Genomic DNA, 24,064 nt, shown 5'->3' on the forward strand with positions numbered 1-24,064 from the left:
TCCGGATCATTATGTCTGTCGCCATGAACCCTGCCACGAAAGGCCGCTCTCATGTCCGGCAATGACGACATCGCCCATATCGAAGAAGAACTGCCGCTGCAGGACTTGCCGCTCGACGCCTGGCATCGTGCCAAGGGCGCGCGCATGGTCGGCTTTGCGGGCTACCATATGCCCATCCAATATGAAGGCATCATGGCCGAACATGCCTGGACCCGCGAGCATGCCGGGCTGTTCGATGTCAGCCATATGGGGCAGCTCACCTTTTCCGGTGAAGGCGTTGATGAGGCGCTGGAGCATTTGCTGCCAAGCGACATCAAGGGGCTGAAGCCCTTTTGCCAGCGTTACTCGATGCTGCTTGATCAAGAGGGCGGCATCCTCGACGATCTCATGGTCTCGCGCCTTGGTGCGGGGGCGTTTGACGGCGCGGACATCTATATGGTCGTCAATGGCGCGACCAAATATGACGATATGGGCTGGATGATCGAACATCTGCCTGATGAGGTCGTCATGAACCATATGGACGAGCAGGCGCTGCTCGCCCTGCAAGGTCCTGAAGCGGGCGAGGCGCTGGCCAGCCTGATCCCTGACACCGCCGACCTCCTTTTCATGCAGTCGGGCCTTTTCACCTGGCGCGGCGTTCCGCTGTGGGTGAGCCGTTCCGGTTATACCGGCGAAGACGGGTTCGAGATCAGCATATCCGCCGCCGACGTTGCGCTGCTGGCCGATGCGCTATGCGCCTTGCCCCAGGTAAAGCCGATCGGGCTGGGCGCGCGCGATTCGCTTCGGCTTGAGGCGGGGCTTCCTCTTTACGGCCACGACCTGACGCCCGCTGTCAGCACCATCGGCGCGGATCTTGGCTTTGCCATCCAGAAGCGCCGTCGGGAAGAGGGCGGCTTCATCGGTCATGCGCGAGTCATGAAGGAACTGGCCGATGGACCGGGGGCCAAGCGCGTGGGCCTGAAGATCGAAGGCCGCCTGCCCGCTCGCGAAGGGGCGCCCATCTTCGCCGATGGTGTCAAGGTGGGAGAGGTGACCTCTGGTGGCTTTGCGCCAACCGTGGGCGCTCCCATCGCCATGGGCTGGGTCAGCCTGCCGCACAGCGCCATCGACACCGCGCTGGAAATCGAAGTGCGCGGCAAGCGCATCGCCGCCACCGTCGCGCCCATGCCGTTCGTGCCGCATCGTTACCGCCGCAAGGCCTGAATTTCCTGGTTTTTTGTTGGTCGTGATTTTCAACTAAATCACTCCGAGGGGAGCAGTAAAATGAGCCGTTATTTCACCGACGAACATGAATGGATCGACGTAGAGGGCGAGATCGCCACTGTCGGCATCACCGATTATGCGCAGGAGCAGTTGGGCGACATCGTGTTCGTCGAACTGCCTGCCGAAGGCGCAACTTTCGAAAAGGGCGACGATGCCGCCGTCGTTGAATCCGTCAAGGCGGCTTCGGACGTCTATGCGCCGATTTCCGGCGAGGTCGTCGAAGCAAATGGCGCGCTGGAGGAAGAGCCCGCCCTCGTGAACAGCGATGCCGAAGAGGATGGCTGGTTCTTCAAGCTGCGCATCGCCGACGCCAGCGAGCTGGAAGGCCTGATGAACGAAGCCGCCTACAAGAAGTTCGTGGCCTCGCTTTAAAATTAAGCCCCTCCCTTTCAAGGGAGGGGGAAGGGGTGGGTCGCGACCGAAGGGAGCGTCCGCCCTCACGTCACGGAGCAGCGCTCGCTGCGCTCGCGACCCACCCCCGACCCCTCCCGCCTGCGGGAGGGGGGAGATAAGTGAAATGCGCTACCTACCCCTTACCGACACCGACCGGCAGGACATGCTGTCCGTCATCGGCGCGTCTTCGGTCGATGACCTGTTCGTGGACGTGCCCGCCGAGGCCCGCCTTTCCGGCAAGATCGCGGGATTGCCCGATCATGCCAGCGAACTGGCGGTGGAGCGCCACATGGCGGCTCTCGCGCGGAAGAATCTGTCGGCGGGGGAAGCGCCTTTCTTCCTCGGCGCGGGCGCATATCGCCACCATGTGCCCGCCAGCGTCGATCATCTGATCCAGCGCGGTGAGTTCCTGACCGCCTACACGCCTTACCAGCCCGAAATCGCGCAGGGCACATTGCAGGTGCTGTTCGAATTCCAGACCCAAGTGGCGCGTCTGCTGGGTTGCGACGTCGCCAACGCGTCCATGTATGACGGCTCGACCGCCTGCTGGGAAGCGATCGGCATGGCCCGCCGCATCACCAAGCGCGGCAAGGCGATCCTGTCCTCTGGCCTGCATCCCCATTATGTTTCCGTCGCCAACACCATGGCGAAGTTCACCGGCGATGCGCTGGTGCATGAAGCGCCGACCCTCGACGCCGCCACCGATATCGATGCGCTGATCGCCGGGATCGACAAGGATACGAGCTGCGTCGTCGTCCAATATCCCGACATTCTCGGCCGCATCACTGACCTGACCCCGCTCGCCGATGCCGCTCATGAAGCAGGCGCGCTGCTGGTCGCGGTCGTGACCGAGCCTGTGGCTCTGGGAGCGATCAAGGCGCCGGGTCATATGGGCGCGGACATCGTCGTGGGCGAAGGCCAGTCGATCGGCGTCGGCCTCCAGTTCGGCGGTCCTTATCTCGGCCTCTTCGCGTGCAAGCAGAAATATGTCCGCCAGATGCCCGGCCGCCTCTGTGGCGAGACGGTGGATGCGGCGGGCAAGCGCGGCTTCGTGCTGACCCTGTCCACCCGCGAGCAGCATATCCGCCGTGAGAAGGCGACATCGAACATCTGCACCAATTCGGGCCTCTGCGCGCTGGCGTTCAGCATCCACATGACGTTGCTAGGCGAAAGGGGTCTGCGGGACCTCGCGACGCTGAACCATGGCTTCGCTGTTCAGGCGGCCGAGCGTCTGGCCCAGGTGCCGGGCGTCAAGCTGCTCAACGACAGCTTCTTCAATGAGTTCACGCTGGTCCTGTCGAAGGATGCCCGTGATGTCGTCCGCAACCTCGCCGACAAGGGCGTTCTTGGCGGCGTGTCGCTTGGCCGCCTGTTCCCGGATGCGGCGGAGATCGGCAACGGCCTGGTTGTCGCCGTCACAGAGACCGTGACCTCGGAGGATATCGAAGCCTTTGCCAAGGCGCTTGAGGAGGAACTGGCATGACCATGCTCAAGGAAGGCCGCCCCACCGCGCCGCAAGCCATCACCGGGGCCGACAGCGCCCCGGTCACCGCGACGGGCAACCGCGCGCTGATGCTGGAAGAAGCGCTGATCTTCGAGATCGGATCGACCCAAACCACCGGCGTTGACTTCGCCGAGGCGCCCAAGGTCGCCAGCCGCCTCGGGAATCTCGCTCGCACCGAAAGCATCGGTCTGCCCGGCCTGTCCGAGCAGGAGACGGTGCGCCACTATACCCGCCTCAGCCGCCAGAATTACGCCATCGACCTTGGCCTGTTCCCGCTCGGCAGCTGCACGATGAAGCACAACCCGCGTCTCAACGAGAAAGTCGCGCGAATGCCGGGTTTCGCGGACCTCCACCCGCTTAGCCCCCAATCGACGGTTCAGGGCGCGCTGGCGGTGATCCATGAACTTGCCGAATGGTTGATCAAGCTGACCGGCATGCACTCGGTCGCGATGAGCCCCAAGGCGGGCGCGCATGGCGAACTGTGCGGCCTGCTGGCGATCCGCGCGGCGCTCGAAGCCCGTGGCGATGCGCGCAGTGTTATCCTCGTCCCGGAAAGCGCTCACGGCACCAACCCGGCGACCGCGGCCTTCTGCGGTTACAAGGTCGAGGATATTCCCGCGACCCCCGATGGCCGCGTCGATCTGGCGGCTCTCAAGGCGCGCCTCGGCCCGGACGTCGCGGCCGTGATGATTACCAACCCCAACACCTGCGGCCTGTTCGAGCGCGAGATGAAAACCATCTCTGACGCGGTTCACGCCGCCGGGGCCTTCGTCTATTGCGATGGCGCGAACTTCAACGCCATTGTCGGCCGTGTCCGCCCCGGCGACCTAGGCGTCGATGCGATGCACATTAACCTGCACAAGACTTTCTCCACCCCCCATGGTGGCGGCGGTCCCGGCTCCGGCCCGGTGGTGCTCAGCCAGGCGCTCACCCCCTTCGCGCCGCTGCCCTTCGTCGAGAGGCAGGGCGACAAGTTCGTACTGATCGAGGAAGAGACGGCGGACGAACATCACGCCAGCAGCTTCGGCCGCATGGTCGCCTTCCATGGCCAGATGGGCATGTTCACCCGTGCGCTGACCTATATCCTCAGCCACGGCGCGGACGGCCTGCGTCAGGTCGCGAGCGACGCGGTGCTGAACGCCAACTACATCCTGCGTAGCCTGGACGATGTGCTGGACGCACCCTTCGGGCAGAGTGGCCCCTGCATGCATGAGGCGCTGTTCAGCGACAAGGGCCTGGCAGAAGGCTTCACGACGCTCGACATCGCCAAGGGCCTGATCGACGAAGGCTTCCACCCGATGACCATGTATTTCCCGTTGGTCGTCCACGGTGCGATGCTGGTCGAACCCACCGAAACGGAAAGCAAGGCAGCGCTCGACCAGTTCATCATGGCGCTGCGTAGCCTGGCTGAACGTGCCAAAACCGGTGACGAAGCGCTGAAGGGCGCGCCCTATTTCGCGCCCCGCCGCCGCCTCGACGAAACGCTCGCCGCGCGCAAGCCTGTCCTTAGCTGGAGCGATCCAGCTCTCGTGGAAGCAGCCGAGTGACGGACAGACCGGAGCCGTGGGAACCCGGCTCTGGTCCCGTGGCGTCGGGCAAGCGCCATGCGCCCGCGACCCAGCGCAACCGTGACGCCATCCTGGCGATATTGCGTGAGGCGCTCCCGCCTCTCGGCCTGGTTCTAGAGGTGGCGAGCGGCAGCGGCGAACATGCCAGCTATTTCGCGGCGGCGCTGCCCACCCTGGAATGGCAGCCGAGCGACCCCGATCCCGTTGCGCTGGCATCAATCGAAGCATGGCGCGCCGAGGCACTGCTACCGAATCTTCGCGCCCCCATCAGACTTGATGCCGCCGCCGCATGGCCGGTCACAAAGGCCGACGCGATCCTTTGCATCAACATGACCCATATCAGCCCATGGGCGGCGACCCTTGGCCTGATGGCCGGGGCGGGGAGGGCGTTGCCGCCGGGTGGATTGCTCTACCTCTATGGGCCGTTCATACGGGATGACGTCGATACCGCGCCCAGCAATCTTGCCTTCGACGCTTCGCTAAAGGCGCGCGATCCGCAATGGGGATTGCGCCGCGTCGAGGATGTTGCCGCAGCCGCAGCAGCGAGCGGGCTGGCGTTGGACCGGCTTGTAGAGATGCCCGCCAACAATCTGTCGCTGCTGTTCCGAAGGGCTTCTTCCTGAAAGCCGACCCGCGCTGACCCTTCGACAAGTTCAGGGTGAATGCGTATGGGAAGCGCAATGCCCAATCAATTACTGCCCCTTGTGACCGCCGAACTCACCGCGCCCGCCGATCCGCGCGCGGCGGCGATGGGGGGTGCGTTGGCGGCGCAATATCCGCATGCCGCCCGCGCTGTGCTCTTTTACGGCTCCTGTCTGCGGGAGCAGAATCTCGACGGGCTGATGCTCGATTTTTACCTCATCGTGTCGGATTATCGCACGGCCTATGGAAAGCGCTGGCTCGCTACGGCTAACCGCCTGATCCCGCCCAATGTCTTTCCGTTCGAACATAATGGCCTGATGGCGAAATATGCCGTGCTGTCGGAAGCGGACTTCGCGCGCCTCAACAGCCCAGCCGCTGACAATGTCTCTGTGTGGGCGCGCTTTGCCCAACCTTCCCGGCTGTTGTGGGCAGCGGACGACCTCGCCCGTCAGCGAGCGATCAGCGCAGTTGCGGGCGCCGCGCCCAGCTTGTTGTCGCTCGCCCGTCCCATGACGGACGCGCAGGACGCGCTATCGCTCTGGAAAGCTGGCTTCACGCTTACCTACAATGCCGAATTGCGGGCGGAGAAGAAGGGGCGTTCGGTTTCGATCGTCGATGCCGACCCCGATCGCTATCGCCGCTTCGGAGAAGCCGCCTTGGCACAGGGCCTGCCGCCATCGCCGCCGGAACCCGCCAAGCGTTGGCGCGCGCTGCAACGACGCGGCAAATATCTGTCCGTCATCCGCCTTGCCAAGGCCAGCTTCACCTATGCGGGCGGCATCGATTATCTGGCGTGGAAGATAAACCGCCATGCCGGAACCGCCATCCAGATAAAGCCCTGGCAGCGTCGTTGGCCCCTGATCGGCGCGCTTACTCTGCTGCCGCAGCTGTTCCGGGGTGGCGCGATCCGCTAAGCGCGTTGGACAGCGCGTGTGACAGGCCCTTCAGTGTGTAAGGCTTGCGCAGCACCTCATGTCCGCCAAAGTCAGCGCCCTCCGCAATGTCCCCCGCATAACCGGTGACGAACAACACTGGCAGGCTGGCATAGGCGGCGGGCAGGGTGCGGACCATTTCCGGGCCGGTCATTTCCGGCATCAGCACGTCGCTTATGATCAACCCGATGTCGCGATGGCTGGTCAGCAGCTTCGCCGCTTTCGACGGATGGTCGCAGGCGACGGGCAAATGGCCCAGTTCTGCCAGGGCCGCCATCGTCTGGTTCAGCACGCGGGGATCATCTTCCACCACCAATATGCGTGTCGGCGGATGCAGTACCGGCTCGCGTTCGGGCTGCGACGGGTCCGTTGGTAGCGCGCCGTCCGTCACTGCCTTGCGCGGCAGATATATGGAAACGCAGGTGCCTTCACCGACCTGGGATTCGATACGGATTTCACCCTGGCTCTGCCGAACGAAGCCGAAAATCTGGCTGAGCCCCAGGCCGGTGCCCTTGCCGACCGGCTTGGTGGTGAAGAAAGGCTCGAACACGCGGGCCAGCACATCGGGCGTCATGCCACAGCCATCGTCCTTGACGCTCAGCGTGACATAATCCCCCTCGGCACATTCGCCGATTTCATGATCCGCCAGATGCACCTGGCCCGTGCCGATCACCAGCCGCCCGCGTCCATCCATTGCGTCTCGCGCATTGACGCACAGGTTCAGAATGGCATTTTCCATCTGATGCTGATCGACGAAGATGCGCCAGCCCTTCGCCTGGTTCTCGATCGCGACGGTAATCTGATCGCCGATCGACCGGTCGATCAACTCTACCATGCCGCTGACCAGAGCGTCGGGGTCCACGGCGCTGGGCAGCAGCGGTTCGGACCGTGCAAAAGCGAGCAGACGGCGGGTCAGGGCGGCGGCCCGATTGGCGCCTTCCATCGCATTGTCCAGGTGCCGCGCGGCCTCCTGCGGCTTCAGCCGCAGTCTGCGCTTAGCCAGTTCCAGCCCGCCGACGACCACCGCCAGCATGTTATTGAAATCATGGGCAATGCCGCCGGTCAGCTGGCCGACAGCATCCATCTTCTGCATCTGGCGCAGCGTTTCTTCGGCTGCCGCGCGCTCGGACGTTTCCTTCTTCAGCTGTTCATAGGCATCGGACAGTTCGGCCGTGCGCGCCGTTACCGCTTCCTCCAGCCGATCGGCGCGTTCAGCCTCCATCTCGGCCATGCGCCGCGCGTTTCGCCGCTCGGTATAGGCGGCATTGGCGACCCACAGGGCAAACAGGACGCATACGAACAGCACCAGCCCGAACAGCCTCGATGTGCGGTCCACAAATTGCGTGCGGTTGCCTGCCAGACTCACGGCAAGGCTACGCTCGCGCAGGCGGGCATTTTCCGCCTGAATGACGCGGTCGAGCAACGCGGTGATGTGTTTCAGGTCTTCCGACCGCCCCGCTTTGTGGAATTGAGCGAGCGCTGCCATCTTCTGGTCATAGGTCGTGCGCAGCCCTATTTCATTCAGCGTCTTGCCGCGTTGGATGAATGCTTCCTGCAACTCCCGGACATTGGCGCGCTGCCATCCTGATCGACGGGTGGCGTAGTTCAGCAGCTTGAGCTGGCTGGACGCGGTGCGCCACTGATCCTGGAAAAGACGGCCGACATCGGGGTCTAGGCTGATCACATATCGCGCCAGCGTAACTTCCGCGCGCGCCGTCTTGGCTTCGAAAGCTCTTGCAAGGGCGATGATTTCGAAGCTGCGGCGTTGTTCCTGCAACGCCCGTTCATGGTCACGGGATGCATTGCTGGCGCTGTAAAGCAGGGTGCCCAGCGCCCCCACCAGCAGTATCACGAGGACCAGCGGAAGAAAGCGCCGTACCGCAGCCCGCCAGCCAGAATCCTGGTCGTCCATGTAATAGCTGTCTGCCATCAACCCCAGATCTTAGTCGAACAGCATTACAGGCGGAATATCAAGGAATAAAAGGTTCCAAGGGGCACTAACGCCTCATCTGCCCCTTATCTCCCTGTATCGCGGCGATGGTTATCCGCGCGATCAACCGATTGCGCCGGTTGCCTTCCCCGCTGCCTCGAACATGCCGATAATCTGGCCAACCTGCTCGTCGCTATGCTCCGCGCAAAGCGAGCAACGCAGCAGGAAAGTCCCCGCCGGTGTGGCGGGCGGGCGCGCCATATTTACGTAGAGCCCCAACTCCAGCAGCGCTTGCCACATGGCGACCGCCTGCGTCTGATCCGTCAGGATCACGGCAATGATCGCTGATTGCGGCGTTTCCGTCCCCAGCTTGAAGCCAAGATCGGTGAGGCCCTTGTGCAGCCGCTGGCTGTTCTTCCACAGATGCGCGCGCTTTTCGCCCGCGTGCATCAGCTTGCGGATGGACGTTGCGGCTGTCGCGACGACGCTTGGCGGCAGCGAAGCGGTGAAGACATAGGGGCGGCAGACAAGGCGCAGCACCTCGAACTTGGGGTGGTTCGATACGCAGAAGCCGCCAACCGTGCCGACCGACTTGGAGAAGGTGCCGACGACGAAGTCCACATCCTTCTCGACGCCTTGCTCCTCATAGACGCCGCGGCCATTGGCGCCGAAAAAGCCCATGCCGTGGGCTTCGTCGACCAGGATCATGCAATTGGGATGCTTGCGCACCGCCGCCACCATCTCGGGCAGGGGGGCGACGTCGCCCAACATGGAGTAGACGCCTTCCAGCACGACCAGCTTCTGCGCGTCGGCGGGCAGGCGGCCAAGGCGCTTGTCCAGATCCTCGACGCTGTTGTGGCGGAAGCGGACGATTTCCGCATCGCCCAGGAAACAGCCGTCATAAATGGACGCATGGCTGTCGGCATCCAGCACGACATAGTCGCCCCGGCCCGCCAGCGTGGAAATCATGCCGAGGTTGGCCTGATAGCCGGTCGAAAACACCATGGCACCCGAAGTGCCATAGAAGTCCATCAGCGCGTCCTCGACTTCCTTATGGCCCTGATAGGTGCCGTTGAGCACCCGGCTGCCGGTGGTTCCTGCCCCGAACTCGTCCAACGCCTTCTTGCCTGCCGCGACGACGTCCGGGTCGAAAGTCATGCCCATATAGTTATAGGTGCCGAGCAGGATCGTGTCCTTGCCCTTGATCACCGCCTGGGTGGGGGACTTCACCTCGTCCATGACGATCGCGAAAGGATCGCGCACGCCGGTCGCCAGCAGCGCCTCGCGCTCGGCGATCAGCGGATCGAATTTGGAAAAGAGGTCGCGCGCGTCAGCCACTTCGGCGGGCGTGTGGGCGTCGGTGGCGGTTTCAGCAGCGTCGGTCATCGCATATATCCGTTCGGTTCGAGCAGCATCGAGCATGTCGAGATGCGTCAGGCGAGAAGTTTTCCCGTCATCTCGACCATCGGTCCTCGGCAAAGGCGAACCGGTTCGATGCGAACGGGGAAGGCTAGATTAGCCCTTCAACTTTGCTACAGCGTCCACAAGCTGGCCGATATTCTCGATCTCAGCCTGCATGTTCATCGTGATGATGATATCGAACTCATCCTCGATCGCCGCGACGAAGTCCATGACGGTCAGGCTGTCCCACTCCAGGTCGCCCGCAAAGCTGGTTGCCTCGCTGAGGTCGACGCCCTTCTTGTTGAAAGGAGCGATCTGCGCGGCGATGCTGTCGAAAATCTGCTGGCGATCCGTCATTATCTGTTCAAAGCTTTCCCATGAAAGGGCGACTTTTGCCCCCAAGTCCCGCCTTTTGGCAAGGGAATAAGGCGGCAATCGGGCAGCATCGCGCCCGATTATGAGCCGCCCCGTGCTCGCCTTTAGCGGAAATTGTCGGCGTAGGCCTGGATCTTCAGCGTCTTTGGCGGCGTCGGGATGAAAGCGTAGCCGATCTCATACTTGTCGGCATAGGCGCGCGCCGCGTCCAGCGATGGGAAGGTCAGCTTGACCTGGCTCTGCGTATCGCCTGATCCGGCCCAACCGGTCAGCGGGTCCGGCTTCTTCGCCTCGCTCGGCGCAAATTCCAGAACCCATTTGTCGGTCCGTGCCTTGCCGGACTGAAGGGCGTTCTTCTGAATCTGATAGATGCGCGCAGCCATCGTGGCGTCAAACTCCTGGGAAGGGCGATGCGTCCGTTGCACCAGCGGACGGGCGGAAGTCAAGGCTTGCCACGGGCGTCGGCGCGTTTCGTGCGCAGCGTCGCGGCGGCGCCAGCCGGGTCGTCGGGCCAGGGATGCCGGGGATAGCGCCCGCGCATCTCCTTTGCGACCGCGCTCCAGCTCCCCGCCCAGAAACCCGGCAAGTCCCGCGTAGTCTGGATCGGCCGCCCGGCGGGAGAGGTGAGAGACAGGACCAGCGGAATACGCCCGCTGCCGACCACCGGATGCTCGGCAAGCCCAAACAGCGCTTGCACGCGAAGTTCCACGCGCGGTCCACCCTCGGCCGCATAGTCGATCTCATGGCTGCTCCCGGCGGGCGATTGAAATGCCGGAGGAGCCAGCCTGTCGAGCTGCTGTTTGCCATCCCAGCCGATAATGCCCTCCAGAACGCCGGACAATTGCGATCGGTCAATGTCGGACAGTCGCCGCTTGCCCGCGAGCAGGCGCGCAAGCCAATCGTCGAGCGTTGCCAGCAGCGAAGCATCCGACAGCGCCTCTATCCCTGCAAAAGCCCCCCGAATCCGCAGAGACCGCGCGGCATCGGACCAAGGCAGCAGGTCGAGCCCGCCCTGTCTGACGCCGTCCAGCAGAGCCGAGACGACAGCATCTGGGTCCGGCCTGTCGTCTGATCCCGACGACAACCGTACCGCGCCCAGCCACCTTTCCCGCAGAGCCTCTATCCCTCCGGTTTCCGCCCGGAACCGCACCGTCCGATGTTCCTTCACCCGCCCGCTGAACAGGCGCAGCACTTCGACCTCGCTGATCGGCGCGGCGGAGAGGATACGCGCCCCAGCCGCGCTTCCCTGCACTGCCCCTACCGCGAGCCATTCCTCACGCGCCAGCGAGCTCAGCGGATCGATCCGAAACCCGCGCCCGCCGACGCTGGCCCATTCGGCACCATCGGCCGAGCGCCGCTTGGCCACCCGGTCAGGAAAGGCCAGCGCAAGACATAGCCCCGCATCATGCTCGCCCGACGCTGCCTTCTGCCCGGAGCCGACCAGCTTCGCCCAGCGCCTCGCCATGGCGCGCGCGGCATCAGCCCGCTTCCCGCTTTCCCGCCGCCAGCGCGTCCGCCGTTGCGACAGATCGACATCCTGCCCGCCAACCCCGCGCTCTCCCAGCAGCACGGCCACCTCTGCCGCCACCTCGGCCAGCCCCAGCTCGCCCGCGCGCGCCAACATATGTCCGATCCGCGGCTCCACCGGCAATCGCGCTAGTGCTTTGCCATGCGCCGTGATCCGCCCGTCATCGTCCAGCGCTTCCAGCACCGTCAGCCGCTTGCGCGCCTCATCCAGCGCGGCGGACGGCGGCGGGTCGAGCCATCGCAAGCTCGCCGGATCGTTCACCCCCCAAAGCGCGCAATCGAGCAGCAGGCTGGAAAGGTCGCTCTCCAATATCTCGGGCGGATCGAAGGGCGGCATGCCCGCAGTCGCCGCCGCTTCCCACAGCCGATAGGCGACGCCCGGCCGCTGCCTTGCGGCACGCCCCGCGCGCTGGGTCGCCGCCGCCTGGCTCGCCCGCTCCGTGACGAGCCGCGTCACCCCCGCCGCCCGGTCATAACGCGGCCGCCGCGCCAGCCCGGAGTCGATCACGATCCGCACCCCATCAATCGTAAGGCTGGTTTCCGCGATCGAGGTCGCAAGGATCACCTTCCGCCGTCCCTCCCGCGAAGGACGGATAGCGGCCCGCTGCGCCGCCGGGTCCAGACTGCCGTGCAGCCGATGCACCTCGACGCCAAGGCCCTCCAGCCGCTCCGCCGTCCGCTCAATCTCCGCCACGCCGGGCAGGAAGGCGAGCAGGTCGCCCTCCGCCTCTTCCGCCAGCGCCCTTCGCACGGCCCCGGCCATCTCATCCTCGATCCGCTTTTCCGCCGCCCGGCCGATATGCCGCAACTCCAGCGGCTGTATCCGCCCTTCGCTTTCCAGCACCGGCGCATCGTCCAGCAACGCCACAAAGCGCGCCCCATCCAGCGTCGCCGACATCGGCACGATGCGCAGGTCCGGCCGCAATGCCGCCTGTGCATCCAGCGCCAGCGCCAGCCCAAAGTCGCTGTCCAAACTCCGCTCATGCACTTCATCGAACAGGACCGCCGATACGCCCGTAAGCTCCGGATCATCCTGAATGCGGCGGACGAAAATGCCCTCCGTCAGGACCAGCAGGCGCGTGGCGCCCGACTGCCTGCTGTCCATCCGCGTCGCATAGCCGACGATCCCGCCCGGAACGCTGCCCATCAGTTCGGCAATGCGCTCTGCCGCCGCGCGAGCCGCCAGCCTGCGGGGGGACAGCAGCAGCACCTGCCCCGTGCACCATGGCTCATCCAGCAGCGCGGGCGCCACCGCCGTCGTCTTGCCTGCTCCCGGCGGCGCGACCAGAACGGCGCTATTCCCCCGCCGCAAGGCGTCCAGCAGCCGGGGAAGAATATCGTGGATCGGCAGCGCGGCACTCATGTCCGTCCCTCTCGCGCCAATCGGCATCCGGTGCAATCCCGCTGTGCAAAGCGAAAGGCAGCACCGAAAAGAATGAGCTTATCCGAATAACAGCTTGTGCATCGGGTTTCCCGGATCGAGCAGCATCTTCGCCGTCAGCCCCAGAGACATGATGATCAGCAGGGGCCGTATCAGCTTGCTGCCGAATCGCATGGCCAGACGCGATCCAATTTGGCTGCCAGTGATGCTGCCGACGGCCATGGTCAGTCCCGCAATCCACATGACATGGCCGCCGAGCATCATCGTCAACAGGCCCGCCACATTGCTAGCCAAATTGGCGGCCTTTGTCTGAGCCGTCGCGCGGACGAGGCCGAGGCCCCCCAGCACGAGGAAAATGGTCGCGTAAAATGCTCCGGCACCGGGTCCGAAGAAGCCATCATAAAAGCCGATAGCGCCGATCAACAGGCTCAGTCCCGCCAGTCCCACCCGGCTGTGCCGGTCCATTTCGCTGATTCGGGGGGAGAAGGTGAAATAGCCCGCCAGCGCGATCAGCAGCGCGGGCATCAATCCGGCCAAAATGGCAGGGTCCACCCGCTGGATCAGCCAGGCGCCACCCACTGACCCTATAAATGCCGCAATAATGGGCCAGCGATAGGCTTTAAGGTCCATGTGCCCGGCGCGTGCATAAGCGACGCAGGCGCCAAAGGTGCCTAGCGATGATTGCAGCTTGTTGGTGCCCACCGCCGCAACGGGCGGCACGCCCGCCGCCAGCAATGCGGGCAGGGAGATCAGCCCGCCGCCGCCCGCCATGGCGTCGATGCACCCGGATATCAAAGCCGCAGCCATCAGGAAGGCTAGCGTCTCGGGAGAAAGGATTAAGTCCAACGGCGCCTCACCTCAGCTATCCGCCGCGCCACTTGGCGTCGATGCGCGTCGAGCCTGCTGCCTCTGGAACAGGAGGCGGCGTGGCTCAATAAGCGCGGGCGATAGCGAACTCGACGGCTTCGGTCAGCGCTGCCTTCGCCTTGCCGGTATCGAACCGGCCCAAAGCATCGATGGCGCGCTGGCCATAGAGGCGCGCCCGTGCGAGCGTATCGTCAATCGCGCCGGTCTTGCGAAGCAGCAGCGTCGCATGCGCCAAATCCTCGTCGCTCACCCGATTGCCTGCGATCGCCTGCTTCCAGAAAGCGCGATCCTCTTCCGATCCGCGCGCATAGGCCAGGATCACCGGCAGCGTCACCTTGCCGTCGCGGAAGTCGTCGCCTGCATCCTTACCCATCGTCGCGCCGTCGGATTCATAATCGATGGCGTCATCGATCAGCTGGAATGCGATGCCCAGGTTCCGGCCATAGACGTCTAGCGCCTTTTCCTCGGCCTCGTCCCGATCCGCGACCACGGCGGATATGCGGCAGGCGGCGGCGAACAGGGCGGCAGTCTTGGCGCCGATAATGTCCAGATATTGCTCTTCGCTCGTGTCGATACGGCGCTGGGCGGTCAACTGATTGACCTCGCCCTCGGCGATGACCGCCGAAGCGTTGGACAGGATCTTCAGGATCTTGAGCGACTCGGCCTCGACCATCAGCTCAAAAGCGCGGGAGAACAGGAAGTCGCCCACCAATACGCTGGCGCTGTTGCCCCAGATGATGTTCGCTGTCTTGCGGCCCCGGCGCAGACCAGACCCATCGACCACATCATCATGCAGCAGGGTCGCGGTGTGAATGAACTCAACCGCCGCCGCCAGCTTGTAATGGCGGCTGCCCGCATAGCCGACCAGCTGCGCGCAGGCGAGGGTCAGCATCGGCCGCATCCGCTTGCCGCCGCCCGCGATCAGATGGCCTGCCAATTCCGGGATCAGCGGAATGCGCGACTGCATCCGGTCCAGAATCACCGCATTGACCTGGTTCATGCCGTCGGCAACCAGCGTCATCATGGGGGTGAGCGACGGCGCGCCGTTGGCGCGGCCGATGGGGTGGACGTTCCCGGAGATGGGGCCGGAGGCAGGTGCGGTCATGACCCGGCCCATGTGGCGGTGCAAAATGCAGTTGGCAAGCGGGAATAGCTTGCACGGAGCGACGGATGGAGCAAAAAGCGCGCGGATATTTGGAGGATGAGCGTGGACGACACTTTGAAGCGGTATCGCGAGAGCATCGACAACATCGACGCTGCCCTCGTGTTCATGCTCGCCGAGCGCTTCAAGATCACGCAGGCTGTCGGCGAATATAAGGCGACGCACGCACTGCCACCCGCCGATCCGGGCCGGGAGGAACGACAGATCAGCCGCCTGCGCCAGCTCGCGACGGACGCCAATCTCGATCCCGACTTTACCGAGAAATTTCTGCGCTTCATCATCGATGAGGTGATCCGCCATCACGAACGGTTGCGGGACGCCTAAGGGAATTTTTTTCTCCCCGTTCGCCCTGAGCTTGTCGAGCCGGAGGCCGGCGAAGCCAACGGTCTTACTTCTCTTCGGGAGCAAGTAAGGCCCTCATGCCGAATGCAAGGGCTCTGTTGGAACCTCACTGTTGATCCGACGCCCGAAAGGCGCCGTGCCTCAAGCCGGTTCGCTGACCGTTTCCCGCTTCCCTTGCGATCGCCCCAGCAGCACGCCCGTCAGCGCCAGCGCAAAGCCTGCCAACTGAACCGGCACCAGCTTTTCGCCGAACAGCAGCCAAGCCTCCACCGCGGCAAGCGGCGGCACCAGCAGCAACAGCATCGACATCCGCGTCGGTCCCTGCGTCCGCACCAGCCAAATCAGCAGCGACAGGCCGCCTGCCGACAGGCCCAGCACTGACCAGGCCAAGCCCAGCCATAATAAGGGCGCGCCATCCCAACGGGCCTCCCCCATAATAAGCGCCGCCGCAATCGGGACAATCGCACCGCCTGCATTTTGCACCGCGCCGGAAATCCAGATGCCGTCACCTGCTATGGAGCCGCGTTGCACCAGCGTACCCGCAGCCATGGCGACCACCGCAAGCATTCCAGCGATCGCAGGCAAAATCGGCACCGCCCCCGCGCCCGACTTCTCGATGGCAGGCAGCAGCACGCAAACCACGCCCGCAATGGCGATCGCCAATCCCGTCCATCCGCGCGCCAGCAGCCGATCGCCGAGCAGGAACGCGCCCGCCACCGCCACCATCAATGGTTGCAGCGCGCCGAGCAGCGACATGATGCCTGCAGGCATGCCGTTATACACCGCCCACCAACTGACGGTCAGGTAAACGCCATGCAGCATCGCGCCCGCCGCCAGGTGCAGCATCAGCCGCTTGCCCCGTGGCAACCTCTGACCCGCCCGCCAGGCAACGAAGCCCAACAACAGCGCCGTCAGCGTCATGCGCACGCTCAGGATCAGTTCCGGCGCGCCATGGGGCACTGTCCCACGCGCGACGATGAACCCTGTCGACCAGATCAGGACGAACAGCAGCGAAGCGCCGAAACCGATCATTCCCGCCCGGCCCGTATCGCCGCCCCCGCTGCAAAGGGCGTGATCGCGACGAGCAGCAGCGACGCAGCGCCCAGGAACTTCAGCGCCGCTCCGCTCCCATCGCCCAGCGTCCCCGCGCCAAATATCAGCAACGGCACCGCCAACGGCAGCGCCAGCAATCCGGCCAGCGCCCCGCTCGACCGCAGCCCCGCCGTCAAACTCGCCACCAGCAGCCCCAGCGCCGCCAGCGCTGGCGTGCCGATCAGCAGCCCCAGTTCCAGCATCCCGACCGTCGCGCCATCCAGCTTCAGCAGCGCGCCAGCGGGCAACGTCGCGATCATCAGCGCAGGGCCAAAGCCAAGCCAATGCGCGATCAGCCGCGCCAGCATCACCATTTCATCACCCACGCCGCGCAAGGCTATCTGGTCAAGCACCCCCGCATCCCGATCAGGCGCGACCAGCCGGTCCACCGGCAGCAGGCTCGCCAGCAGCGCCGCGATCCACAACATCCCGCCACCCGACCGCCGCAGCAGCGCAGCGTCCGGCCCCACTGCAAAAGGATAAAGGCTCGCCACCAGCAGCAGGAAAGCCACCGGCAGCCACAGTCCCGCCGACTGCCACGCCTGCCTCAAGTCCCGCGCAACCAGCAGCGCCACCACCCTCACGCCGCCTCCTCCGCGACATAAGCGCAAAGGTCGATCACCACGGGCGAAGCCATCGGCAACGGCTGGTGCGACGCCGCAACCACGATCCCGCCTCCCGCCAGATGCGCCGCCACTGCCGCGCCAAGCAGCCCGAGCGACGCATCGTCCAGCCCATTGCCCGGCTCGTCCAGCAGCCACAGCCTAGCACCACTAGCAATCACCCGCGCCAGCGCCGCCCGTTTGCGCTGCCCGGTCGAGAGCATCCGCACCGGAATCCCGCCAAGCGGCCCCAGTGCCATCGCCTCCAATGCCCCATCCAGCGCACGCGCATCCGTTCCATCCAGCCGCGCCCAAAAGCCCAGCGCCTCGCGCAAAGGCTCTTCCAGATCCAGCGCCAGCCGCTCATCGGCCAGCGCGATCCTGCCCCGCCGCTCGATCGTCCCTGCCATCGGCCGCAGTAGCCCCGCGCAAATGCGCATCAGGCTCGACTTGCCGATCCCGTTCGGCCCACGCAGCAGGGCGCTGCCCCCCGGCTCCAGCGTCAGGTCGACGCCCCTGAACAACAGCCGCCCGCCACGCGCGCAGGCGATGCCCGACAGGCGCAGCGCCGCGTCGCTCATGGCGCGACCATGTCCTCCAACACGTGCATATCGATATCGGAAAGGCCGAAATGATGGCCGATCTCATGCACCACCACATGGGTGATCAGCGCGTCGAGCGGCACGCCCGTTTCCACCCATTCGTCCAGTAACGGCCGCCGGAAAAGATGCACCATGGGTGGGCCGTCGCCCGTCTGCTCGGGCTCCCCCACCGGCCGCCCGGTATAAAGCCCGGTCAGACCGAACGGGTCGTCAATCTCCATCTCTTTCAATATCCGTTCGTCGGCAAAATCCTCGACGAACAGGACCACGTTGGACAGATGGGACCGGAAAGGATCGGGCAAGCGCCCCAGCGCCTCGAGCGCCAGTCTTTCAATCTGCGCTACGGTTGGCGCGAAAAGAGGGGGTTGACCGGCGTCTGACATGGCTGCGACATAGGCGAAACAATATTATGAGGATAGAGCCATGATTGGTAAACTGTCCGGCGACGAACGGGCGCAGGAGCTTGCTTCTCTTGCCGATTGGACGCTGGTGAATAACCCTGAAGGCATCAAGCGGCGCTTCACCTTCGCGGACTTCAATGCCGCGTTCGGCTTCATGACCCGCGTCGCGCTTCTGGCTGAGCAGGCGAACCACCATCCCGAATGGTTCAACGTCTATAACCGGGTGGACATCACCCTGACGACGCATGACGCCGACGGCCTGTCGCGCCGTGACATAGATCTCGCAAAGGCGATCGACGCGCTGCTCACCGCCTGAGCGGACGGCTCGATCAGGGTTGCGCTTCGATACGATCCTCATAACCATGCAGCGCAGCGGTCACTGCCGGGTCACCGGCATAGAGGCGGCGCAGCATGGCGAGTTTCGCATCGGTCCCGGTGCATAGTTCGGCGATGCTTTCCATCAGGAACACGCGCCTTTCCCCATCATAGGGTTTCTCGCCCCGGAAATGGTCGCAACTGTCCCGATCGACCATGAAGCTGGTGACTTCTTGCGGGAAGGGCGTCGCCAGCGCAGCGTCGGGAGAGGGAGGGAGATCCAGCGATCCACGCGGTGCGGGCTGCGCCTGCACGGTTACCTCGGCCGAGGGGCGCTGCGGCGCCGCGACCACCTCGATCGGCTCACCCTCGATAGCGTTGGCGGAAAGCACGGGCTCTGGGGCAGTCGCATTGTCCGCAGACGCGGCATCGCCAGACGCGTCACGGCAAGCCGCGGTCAGCGCCAGAATCATCACCAATGGAACCAGCCCCACCCGTGCGCCCACCGATTTCCTCCCGCAAAATGGCAATGAGATCAGCGACATGCGGCAGCCGCTGTTCCTCCTCATCGAGAATCGCCATGAATGCGGCTTGCCTATAATCGCGCACGCGTTCTTCCGAAAGGCGGCTTGCCGCGGGTAATGCGGAAATTACGATATCCAGCAGCCGTTCGACACCATGAAGGCGTCCCCACAAATAGTCATTCTCCCGATAGGCTCTGCTGAAAAATGCACCGAAATTATTGAATTCAATACCTTTTAACGTGGCTTCGGCCCCGCCTGACCGGATGGCGCTGCAATCCTCCGGGGAAATCCGGTCCACCTTCACCGGATCATATTCTTCCATGGCGTGGCCCTGGAGCAACGGTAGGGTGGCGATGTCGTAAAAGGGGAAGCCGAGATAGGAGAGCAGCATGATCCGCCGCTCCGCCTTGGGAAGTCCCGCGAGCGCGTCGGCCAGCATCATCTCCGCCACATCATCCCGCGCCTTCAGGTCGCGTGCCTGTGCGATCGCGTCCAGCGCCGCCGCCGGGTCGGACGGCACTTCCCTGGCAGCGGCCCGGATCGCGCCATTGTAGAAATCCGTGCCTTCGCATTCGGTATAATGCGCCATCGATTCATAGATGGCGTCGTGCATCTTCTGGATCGCGGCGTCGCCAGCCTCAGAATCGACCTCCAGCGTGTCTGCCAGCCGCCGGGCCAGAAAGCGCAGGCGGCGGATGCGAAAACTCAGGTCATGGGTGCGGAAGAAGGCGACCGGCGGGGATCCCGGCCCGACATCCTCGATCAGCTTGTCCGCGCCGATCGTCCGGACATGCGACCACAGCGCCTGCCGGAAATTTTCCCGCATCAACGGGCTGTCCTCATCACTCAGGCGGAACAGCAAACCGGCCAGATCCTCGACGATGCCCGACAGCTTCAGATGACCATAGGCCGGAAAGGCGAAGCCTGCCGAGTTCGCGGCCCGCAGCTGCGCCTTCGCACGCCAGGCGGACAGCCGCGCGGGCGTCGGACGGTCCAGGAACAGCATGCCGCCAATCGTGTTTTCGACCTCCGCCTCAATCCCCGGCCTTAAGGCATTCAGAATGCGTACCATCCGGCGAATGCGCGAAGAATGGCGATCGATCGCTTCCAGATTGTCGCGGATCGGTTGCTCGCGCGGAATGTCGCTGAGCGCGCCGAAAATCGTGCGGAAAAAACCGGGCAGCTGAGCCTTGTCCTCTGGCGTTGCGTCTTCCTGCTCGCCCTCCCGGTTCAGCCGGATCGATCGACGGCCCGGCTTCGGATCAATATAGACGAAGCGCCGATCGACCTCGCGCCGCGACGGACGGTTGCGGAGAGCGCCGATCGCCTGTGCGAAGGGTGCGTTGGCCAGCACCGATCCGTCGATCAGTATCGCGTCCTCTGCGTTGCCGCGCGCCCAATGACGGGGCAGGGCATGGGCCAGAAACGCGTCCCGGGTCGGCCATGCGCGGTGCCGCTGTTTCAGCACCCGATCCAGTTCGCGCACCGTGAAGGGGGGGAATGCGCCGGGGAAGCTCGCCGTCGCCCGCGCGGCGAATACCAACTCGGCCGGGTCGGCGAACAGCCGGTCGCCACGCCCCCGCGCGTGGAAACCGATGGAAAGGCGATGTTCGGTCTCCACAACCTGAGGAGGGCTATTGAGGTTCAGGCTTTGCGGATGGCCTTCGAAATCCGTGACGGTGACGAACAGGTCCAACGGGTGCCCCTCGGGCAACAGCGGCGGCCCGCGCTCGGCCGCTTCCATCGCATCGAAGGCGTCAAGCATCATCGCCGTGAAGATTTCGCCACCAAAGGGCGGTTCAAACCATCTGGACCGGATGAAATTCGACAGCTTGTGCCGCACCTCCTCGCGCGTATCGGGTGCGACGGTTCTCTCCACTGTGTCGCCGGGCCGCCGCGCGGCCATCCACACCAGCGGCGTTGCCCAGAATTTGCTGATCCGCCGCGCTGGACGCGCATCCGGGTCCAGCAACTGCTCCACATCGGCATTTTCCAGCCACAGATCGGTCAATGGCTCGAGCGACTGCCCGGTTTCGATCGCCTGCGCCAGAAATATGCCGTTGATGCCGCCCGCGCTCGCCCCGGCGATGATGTCGGGCATTACGCGCAACCGGATGCCGCTTGCCGCTTCCAAGTCTTCCAGCAGCTTCCTGTAAACCGCTTCGCTGCCCTTGCTGCTCGGGGTGCCGTCATGGAAACCCCGGCTTGCCCGCGCCAACCGCCAGATTTCCTTGGTGATACCGTGCATATAGACGGCCAGACTGATCCCCCCATAGCAGACCAGCGCCAGTCGAAGTTCGCGCTCCTTCATACGGCGCGCCTCCCAGCCGCCGGACCATAATCTGCCCCGATCAGCCCCAAACCTCTCCCCCGTTCGCCCTGAGCCTGTCGAAGCCTGTCCTGAGCGCCTGCTGCAAGCAGGCAGTCGAAGGGGGCTTCACTTGTCCTTGATACCACAGGCAAAGGCTTCGTCAGGTCCAGTCCGAACGAAAACACCGAACTCACAACCGAAACTCCGCCCAGATTGGCAAATGATCCGAAGCCTTGCGCGACGCCGCACTGTCATGCACGCCGCTGTCCACCAGCTTCAATTGCCCGCAATGCATGATCCGGTCGAGATGCGCCACGGGCCGCCGCGCGTGAAAGCTCCGTCCGCAAGGCGCGAAACTATAATGGCGCGCAAAGTCCGCCAGACACCCCCGATTGGCGCTCCATTCGTTGAGATCGCCCATCAGCACGGTCGGCATAGCGTCGCGTTGCGCCGCCGCGTGTATGACCGCCGCCGCCTGCTTGCGTCGCCACAGGCCCGACAGGTCCAGATGCATGCCAAATACGCGCAGCTTCGCCTTGCCCAGTTCAACCTCCGCCATCGTCGCGCCACGCGGTTCCAGGCAGGGCAGGTGCAGCACGTCATGGGTGCGGATATCCGCCTCCTTCCGCACCAATATCGCGTTGCCATGCCAGCCCATCGAATCGACATGCACGTTCAACGGCACCGGCTTATACTGGCTCATCGATTCCAGCAGCCACGGCGGGATGGCGGCCGATCGAACGCCAAATCGGCGATCCGCTTCCTGCAACGCGATCACGTCCGCGTCCAACTCTCCCAGCACCTCCAGCACTCGTTCGGGGCTGCGGCGGCGGTCGGTGCCAATGGCTTTGCGGATATTATAGCTGGCAACGCGTAACGACTTCATGGCGAGACAATGCGCCACATCCGCATGAGTTTCCAGCGCTCTTGGACGGTATCCAAACTTCTTCGCCATAAGGCGGGAGGGGAGAGGGGGTCGATCCATCCGTTCTTTGTTCTTGAAACGTTCACCGTGGCAAGTCATAGCTCCCGCATGGCCAAGGCAAAGCGCAAATTCGTCTGTCAGCAGTGCGGCACGCTCTCTTCTCGCTGGCAGGGGCAATGCGATGACTGCGGCGAATGGAACAGCATTGTAGAGGAAGCGTCCGAAACCATCTTTTCCGCGCGCCATGATCTGCAAAGCGGCGGACGCGCCCTGACACTGGTAGGCCTGAACAGTCAGGTTGAACTGCCTCAGCGTACCAGCACCGGCATCGCGGAGTTCGACCGCGCCTTGGGAGGCGGCATCGTTCCGGGCTCCGCCACGTTGATCGGCGGCGATCCGGGGATCGGCAAGTCCACCCTGTTGCTTCAGGCGGCCGCCCGCATTGCCGCGCGCGGCCTTTCCGTTGCTTACATCAGCGGTGAAGAAGCGGCGGATCAGGTTCGCTTGCGGGCGCAGCGCCTCGGCCTTGGCGACGCGCCCGTGCAACTCGCCAGCGCAACCTCCGTCCGCGACATCCTGACCACGCTGGGGGAGGGGGAGCCGCCCGCGCTGCTCGTCATCGACTCCATCCAGACGATGCACAGCGACCTTATCGAAGGCGCGCCGGGCACCGTCAGTCAGGTGCGCGCATCCAGCCAGGAACTCATCCGCTTCGCCAAGCAGCGCGGCACAGCCGTCATCCTCGTCGGCCATGTGACCAAGGATGGCAGCATCGCCGGGCCGCGCGTTCTTGAGCATATGGTCGACACGGTGCTGAGCTTCGAAGGCGAGCGCAGCCATCAATATCGTATCCTGCGCGCTATCAAGAACCGCTTCGGCGGCACCGACGAGATCGGCGTATTCGCGATGGTAGCGGAGGGGCTGGAGGAAGTTTCCAATCCCTCCGCTCTGTTCCTCACCCATCGCGACGAAACAGTGACCGGCGCGACCGTCTTCCCTGCCTTGGAGGGCACGCGGCCCGTGCTGGTGGAGATACAGGCGCTTGTCGTCCGCCTTTCCAGCGGCGCCACACCACGGCGCGCGGTGGTGGGCTGGGACAGCGGCCGCCTCGCCATGGTCCTCGCCGTACTGGAAGCGCGCTGCGGCCTCAGCTTCTCCACCTGCGAAGTCTATCTGAACGTCGCTGGCGGCTACCGCCTGTCCGATCCCGCCGCCGACTTGGCGGTTGCCGCCGCGCTCATATCGGCGCTCGCGGAACGGCCGGTGCCTGCCGATCTGGTCCTCTTCGGCGAAATCGCGCTTTCGGGGGAAATACGCCCCGTCGCTCATGCCCCGCTGCGCCTGCGCGAATCGGCCAAGCTTGGCTTTGAACGCGCCTATGTTCCCTCAGCAGTCGCTGACGGGGTGAAGGGAATAGCGGTCAGCGGCTACCGCGCGTTAAGCCAACTGGTTGACCAGATGCTCGGCCGCGGATAGCCCGGCGCTCATGAACGCCGTCGATATCCTCGTCCTTCTCGCCATCGGCGGGTGCGCCGTATTGGGCTTGCTTCGTGGTTTCGTTCTTGAAACCCTCTCGCTCATCGCCTGGGTCCTCGGCATCTTCGCCATCCGCCTCTTCCACCCCTCCGCCACCGAACTTCTCACCCCTCTGGTCGGAACCACCGGAGGCGCGTCAATTCTCGCATTCCTTCTTGTTTTCGGCATCACCTTCGGCGCAGGAAAACTCCTCGCCCACGCCATCGGCCGCCGCACCCGCCAGTCGATTCTTGGCCCCATCGACCGCGTCCTCGGCGGCGGCTTCGGCGCCATCAAGGGATTGATCGGCGCAACGCTGGTCTTCCTCGCATTCAGCCTGACCTACGACACCTTCTACGGCAGCGGAGAGCGTCGCCCCGATTGGTTGTCCGACGCCCGCACTTATCCGCTACTGAACGCCAGCGGCCAGGCGATCAGCGAATTCGTGGCCGAACGCCGCGCCAGAAAGCCGGACGCCGAAAGCGATTGA

General features: G+C 64.3%; 24 protein-coding genes. 10 read left to right on the forward strand and 14 right to left on the reverse strand.

Going from position 1 to position 24,064, the window contains the following annotated elements; genetic code table 11:
* The first annotated feature begins 51 nt into the window (after nucleotides 1–51).
* From gcvT to ACZ51H_RS01450, 6 genes are all read left to right on the forward strand, one after another.
* Nucleotides 52–1,203 (forward strand): glycine cleavage system aminomethyltransferase GcvT, encoded by a 1,152-nt coding sequence (gene gcvT / locus ACZ51H_RS01425; protein WP_464802220.1) that lies wholly within the window; start codon nucleotides 52–54, stop codon nucleotides 1,201–1,203.
* Nucleotides 1,204–1,263: 60 nt separating this feature from the next.
* A complete protein-coding gene (gcvH, locus tag ACZ51H_RS01430) occupies nucleotides 1,264–1,635 on the forward strand; it encodes a glycine cleavage system protein GcvH (RefSeq protein WP_464779059.1) in 372 nt (123 codons plus the stop codon).
* A gap of 145 nt (nucleotides 1,636–1,780) precedes the next feature.
* Nucleotides 1,781–3,139, forward strand: a complete 1,359-nt coding sequence (gcvPA, locus tag ACZ51H_RS01435) for an aminomethyl-transferring glycine dehydrogenase subunit GcvPA (protein ID WP_464802221.1) — start codon at nucleotides 1,781–1,783, stop codon at nucleotides 3,137–3,139.
* The gene (gcvPB, locus tag ACZ51H_RS01440; protein ID WP_464802222.1) at nucleotides 3,136–4,707 is read left to right on the forward strand and encodes an aminomethyl-transferring glycine dehydrogenase subunit GcvPB; all 1,572 of its coding nucleotides are present in this window, start codon (nucleotides 3,136–3,138) and stop codon (nucleotides 4,705–4,707) included. Before gcvPA ends, gcvPB begins: the two co-directional genes overlap by 4 nt.
* Entirely contained in the window at nucleotides 4,704–5,351 is a 648-nt protein-coding gene (locus ACZ51H_RS01445; protein ID WP_464802223.1) for a DUF938 domain-containing protein, read from the forward strand. Before gcvPB ends, ACZ51H_RS01445 begins: the two co-directional genes overlap by 4 nt.
* Before the next feature lie 57 nt (nucleotides 5,352–5,408).
* Nucleotides 5,409–6,284, forward strand: a complete 876-nt coding sequence (locus ACZ51H_RS01450) for a hypothetical protein (RefSeq protein WP_464802224.1) — start codon at nucleotides 5,409–5,411, stop codon at nucleotides 6,282–6,284.
* Here ACZ51H_RS01450 and ACZ51H_RS01455 read toward each other — a convergent pair.
* The 7 genes from ACZ51H_RS01455 to ACZ51H_RS01485 all read right to left on the reverse strand — a co-directional run bounded on the left by ACZ51H_RS01455 (nucleotide 6,241) and on the right by ACZ51H_RS01485 (nucleotide 14,888).
* The gene (locus ACZ51H_RS01455; RefSeq protein WP_464802826.1) at nucleotides 6,241–8,214 is read right to left on the reverse strand and encodes an ATP-binding protein; all 1,974 of its coding nucleotides are present in this window, start codon (nucleotides 8,212–8,214) and stop codon (nucleotides 6,241–6,243) included. The two genes, ACZ51H_RS01450 and ACZ51H_RS01455, sit on opposite strands and share 44 nt — an antisense overlap.
* Nucleotides 8,215–8,355: 141 nt before the next feature.
* A complete protein-coding gene (gene spt / locus ACZ51H_RS01460; RefSeq protein WP_464802225.1) occupies nucleotides 8,356–9,618 on the reverse strand; it encodes a serine palmitoyltransferase in 1,263 nt (420 codons plus the stop codon).
* A 129-nt stretch (nucleotides 9,619–9,747) separates the two neighbouring features.
* The gene (locus ACZ51H_RS01465) at nucleotides 9,748–9,990 is read right to left on the reverse strand and encodes an acyl carrier protein (protein ID WP_464791739.1); all 243 of its coding nucleotides are present in this window, start codon (nucleotides 9,988–9,990) and stop codon (nucleotides 9,748–9,750) included.
* Between the two features lie 122 nt (nucleotides 9,991–10,112).
* Nucleotides 10,113–10,391 (reverse strand): ETC complex I subunit, encoded by a 279-nt coding sequence (locus ACZ51H_RS01470; RefSeq protein ID WP_460987583.1) that lies wholly within the window; start codon nucleotides 10,389–10,391, stop codon nucleotides 10,113–10,115.
* A 59-nt stretch (nucleotides 10,392–10,450) separates the two neighbouring features.
* Nucleotides 10,451–12,898 carry an ATP-dependent helicase HrpB gene (gene hrpB, locus ACZ51H_RS01475; RefSeq protein ID WP_464802226.1) on the reverse strand — a complete coding sequence of 816 codons (2,448 nt, stop codon included), beginning with the start codon at nucleotides 12,896–12,898 and terminating at the stop codon, nucleotides 10,451–10,453.
* Nucleotides 12,899–12,976: 78 nt separating this feature from the next.
* Nucleotides 12,977–13,723 (reverse strand): TSUP family transporter, encoded by a 747-nt coding sequence (locus ACZ51H_RS01480; protein ID WP_464802227.1) that lies wholly within the window; start codon nucleotides 13,721–13,723, stop codon nucleotides 12,977–12,979.
* 124 nt (nucleotides 13,724–13,847) lie between these two features.
* Nucleotides 13,848–14,888 (reverse strand): polyprenyl synthetase family protein, encoded by a 1,041-nt coding sequence (locus ACZ51H_RS01485; protein ID WP_464802228.1) that lies wholly within the window; start codon nucleotides 14,886–14,888, stop codon nucleotides 13,848–13,850.
* Between the two features lie 96 nt (nucleotides 14,889–14,984).
* Between ACZ51H_RS01485 and ACZ51H_RS01490 the strand changes: the two genes are divergently transcribed.
* Entirely contained in the window at nucleotides 14,985–15,269 is a 285-nt protein-coding gene (locus ACZ51H_RS01490) for a chorismate mutase (RefSeq protein WP_196225472.1), read from the forward strand.
* A 159-nt stretch (nucleotides 15,270–15,428) separates the two neighbouring features.
* Here the strand turns inward: ACZ51H_RS01490 and ACZ51H_RS01495 are convergent, their stop codons facing one another.
* The 4 genes from ACZ51H_RS01495 to ACZ51H_RS01510 are packed head-to-tail and all read right to left on the reverse strand — an operon-like array spanning nucleotide 15,429 to nucleotide 17,966.
* The gene (locus tag ACZ51H_RS01495) at nucleotides 15,429–16,319 is read right to left on the reverse strand and encodes a DMT family transporter (protein ID WP_464802229.1); all 891 of its coding nucleotides are present in this window, start codon (nucleotides 16,317–16,319) and stop codon (nucleotides 15,429–15,431) included.
* Nucleotides 16,316–16,963, reverse strand: coding sequence for a heme exporter protein CcmB (locus ACZ51H_RS01500; protein WP_464802230.1), 648 nt, complete (start codon nucleotides 16,961–16,963; stop codon nucleotides 16,316–16,318). Before ACZ51H_RS01500 ends, ACZ51H_RS01495 begins: the two co-directional genes overlap by 4 nt.
* The gene (gene ccmA, locus ACZ51H_RS01505; protein WP_464802231.1) at nucleotides 16,960–17,562 is read right to left on the reverse strand and encodes a heme ABC exporter ATP-binding protein CcmA; all 603 of its coding nucleotides are present in this window, start codon (nucleotides 17,560–17,562) and stop codon (nucleotides 16,960–16,962) included. The genes ACZ51H_RS01500 and ccmA overlap by 4 nt, the downstream gene beginning before the upstream one ends.
* Entirely contained in the window at nucleotides 17,559–17,966 is a 408-nt protein-coding gene (locus ACZ51H_RS01510; protein WP_464771958.1) for a metallopeptidase family protein, read from the reverse strand. Before ACZ51H_RS01510 ends, ccmA begins: the two co-directional genes overlap by 4 nt.
* A gap of 40 nt (nucleotides 17,967–18,006) precedes the next feature.
* Here ACZ51H_RS01510 and ACZ51H_RS01515 point away from each other — a divergent pair, with 40 nt between their 5' ends.
* Nucleotides 18,007–18,300 carry a 4a-hydroxytetrahydrobiopterin dehydratase gene (locus tag ACZ51H_RS01515; RefSeq protein ID WP_464802232.1) on the forward strand — a complete coding sequence of 98 codons (294 nt, stop codon included), beginning with the start codon at nucleotides 18,007–18,009 and terminating at the stop codon, nucleotides 18,298–18,300.
* A gap of 13 nt (nucleotides 18,301–18,313) precedes the next feature.
* Here the strand turns inward: ACZ51H_RS01515 and ACZ51H_RS01520 are convergent, their stop codons facing one another.
* The 3 genes from ACZ51H_RS01520 to ACZ51H_RS01530 form a co-directional block, all read right to left on the reverse strand.
* Entirely contained in the window at nucleotides 18,314–18,772 is a 459-nt protein-coding gene (locus ACZ51H_RS01520) for a hypothetical protein (protein WP_464802827.1), read from the reverse strand.
* The gene (locus ACZ51H_RS01525) at nucleotides 18,741–21,134 is read right to left on the reverse strand and encodes a patatin-like protein (protein WP_464802233.1); all 2,394 of its coding nucleotides are present in this window, start codon (nucleotides 21,132–21,134) and stop codon (nucleotides 18,741–18,743) included. Before ACZ51H_RS01525 ends, ACZ51H_RS01520 begins: the two co-directional genes overlap by 32 nt.
* A gap of 190 nt (nucleotides 21,135–21,324) precedes the next feature.
* Complete coding sequence (locus ACZ51H_RS01530) at nucleotides 21,325–22,020, reverse strand: endonuclease/exonuclease/phosphatase family protein (RefSeq protein WP_196225479.1); 696 nt, start codon at nucleotides 22,018–22,020, stop codon at nucleotides 21,325–21,327.
* A gap of 147 nt (nucleotides 22,021–22,167) precedes the next feature.
* Here ACZ51H_RS01530 and radA point away from each other — a divergent pair, with 147 nt between their 5' ends.
* Together radA and ACZ51H_RS01540 are read left to right on the forward strand one after the other, a co-directional pair.
* Nucleotides 22,168–23,535 (forward strand): DNA repair protein RadA, encoded by a 1,368-nt coding sequence (radA, locus tag ACZ51H_RS01535; RefSeq protein ID WP_460987591.1) that lies wholly within the window; start codon nucleotides 22,168–22,170, stop codon nucleotides 23,533–23,535.
* A 10-nt stretch (nucleotides 23,536–23,545) separates the two neighbouring features.
* The gene (locus tag ACZ51H_RS01540) at nucleotides 23,546–24,064 is read left to right on the forward strand and encodes a CvpA family protein (protein ID WP_464791751.1); all 519 of its coding nucleotides are present in this window, start codon (nucleotides 23,546–23,548) and stop codon (nucleotides 24,062–24,064) included.

Source organism: Sphingobium sp. TomMM15, assembly GCF_055397045.1.